This is a genomic window from Acidovorax facilis (genome assembly GCF_023913775.1).
Classification (GTDB): domain Bacteria; phylum Pseudomonadota; class Gammaproteobacteria; order Burkholderiales; family Burkholderiaceae_C; genus Acidovorax; species Acidovorax facilis.
The window spans coordinates 1-1,675 of record NZ_JAMXAX010000270.1; the positions used below are offsets into that span (position 1 = coordinate 1).

Consider the following 1,675-nt stretch of genomic DNA (forward strand, 5'->3'; position numbering starts at 1 on the left):
GCAACGCTGAGCCAGCGCGCAAACAACGCGATCGTCGCCACGCAAACTGCATCCACCTTCTTCATCATGCCCGCGATATTCGCGGGACATGTGGCTCAACTCAAGATGCCTCGGCTGGACGCTTACAGTTCTCATGCACCACCAAGCCGACAAGCCCTGCAGCAGAAAGCGACAGGGCTGAAATCAGAACGCGGGGCGACACCTGGCCGCGCTGACGGCTTCCGTTTGGCTTGTGTTCGCTGCGCCCACCCCACGCGGTGATGCCTACAAGCAGCAGCACACCGAGCATGCCAAGGAGAAAAGCGGTTGTGATTCCCATGCCACGACTGTCGAGGTCGAGCTGGAAAAAACTAAGGCCGACATATGTCGGCCCGAAAAAGCATGGGAATCTCTAGCGCCTCATCCGTAAAGACTCATCGGTTTTTTGGCTGGAGCTAGTCACCCTCATCGGGCGTATAGGGGCCATCGTAGGTTTGTGCAATCGCCAGCAATTCTTGGAGGACTTCGCTTGGTCGCGCACGCCCATGCAAATCCATCATGAGACTCCGCTGAAATACGTATCTTGTGGACGAACTAGGGTCTTTGATGTCTTCCACCAGTTCCTTTGAGCACATGCTCAGCGCCGATTTCACTGCAGCTTCAATTGCGCGCGGCAGTGCTTTGATCTCATCGGGAAGCCGTTCCCAACACTGCTCGTCAATTATCTTGTCGATTACTGAACGGTGCCAAACCGTACCGATTTGCGGATCAACGGTTTCCGTGACGCCAACTCTGCCGACATACACACCGACAAGTATGGCCGTCTCGCGGCCTCGAAAGTAAGTTGTACTTCCGATCCGTACGGAGCCGCTGGGGCTGTAGAACACGACAGGGGAACCGGACATCCCCTTGTGTGAGGCACTGTCAATCAGAAATTGAGGCTGTTGATTCAGCCCCAACTGTACTGATGAAGCAATGGTCGCTCGCTTCCAAACCGGCCGCGTAAGGTGGGCCTGAATATTTTCAGGATAGCCGGGAATAAATAACTCTTCTGTTACCTCTACACGTTCGAGCCATTCCTGCTCTAGCTCATGGTCGGAAATAGCGAACTGTTGAAACGCGCAACATTCGAACGTGATATCGCCATTGCCCGGTGCTGGGAATATTGAGCGGAGCGGCTGCTTGCGAAACTCGTCGCCAACATAGAACTCCATGTCAACAGAATCGAGATCAAATGGAATGGCTACTACGTCCACCCTTGGCCAGCCTTGCGGGTGGATGTAGAACAGGGCGTTCTTCTCGCCGACAAGTGGCACCCTGACAGAAACTGGATAAGGCTCTCTGTCATGCCCTTTGTGGTTGATCCTCATCCGGAGCGTGACCAAAATGTTGTCAGGGACTGCCGCAGTGCTGCTCTCACAGGTCAGCGTTTCGGAGTGCCGTCCAGTTACGTTGTGCCAGGCAGTGACAATAAAAAGCTTGCCATGTCGCTCGTAAAGGAAGCCGGTGCCAATAGCTAGCTTTAGATCTCCGAACCGCATGGATAGATGTACGACAGATATCTCTAGTGCGTAAGCGTCCAGCCGAGGCATCTTGAGTTGAGCCACATGTCCCGCGAATATCGCGGGCATGATGAAGAAGGTGGATGCAGTTTGCGTGGCGACGATCGCGTTGTTTGCGCGCTGGCTCAGCGTTG

The 1,675-nt window shown here is 54.4% G+C and carries 1 protein-coding gene and 1 pseudogene; one reads left to right on the top strand and one right to left on the bottom strand.

From position 1 onward, the window contains the following. On the top strand, positions 1–261 hold a 261-nt coding region (locus NFX52_RS30055; protein ID WP_238385719.1), incomplete at its 5' end, for a hypothetical protein. Positions 262–434: 173 nt separating this feature from the next. Here NFX52_RS30055 and NFX52_RS30060 read toward each other — a convergent pair. Continuing rightward, positions 435–1,675: pseudogene (locus NFX52_RS30060) on the bottom strand (hypothetical protein); the annotation flags it as partial.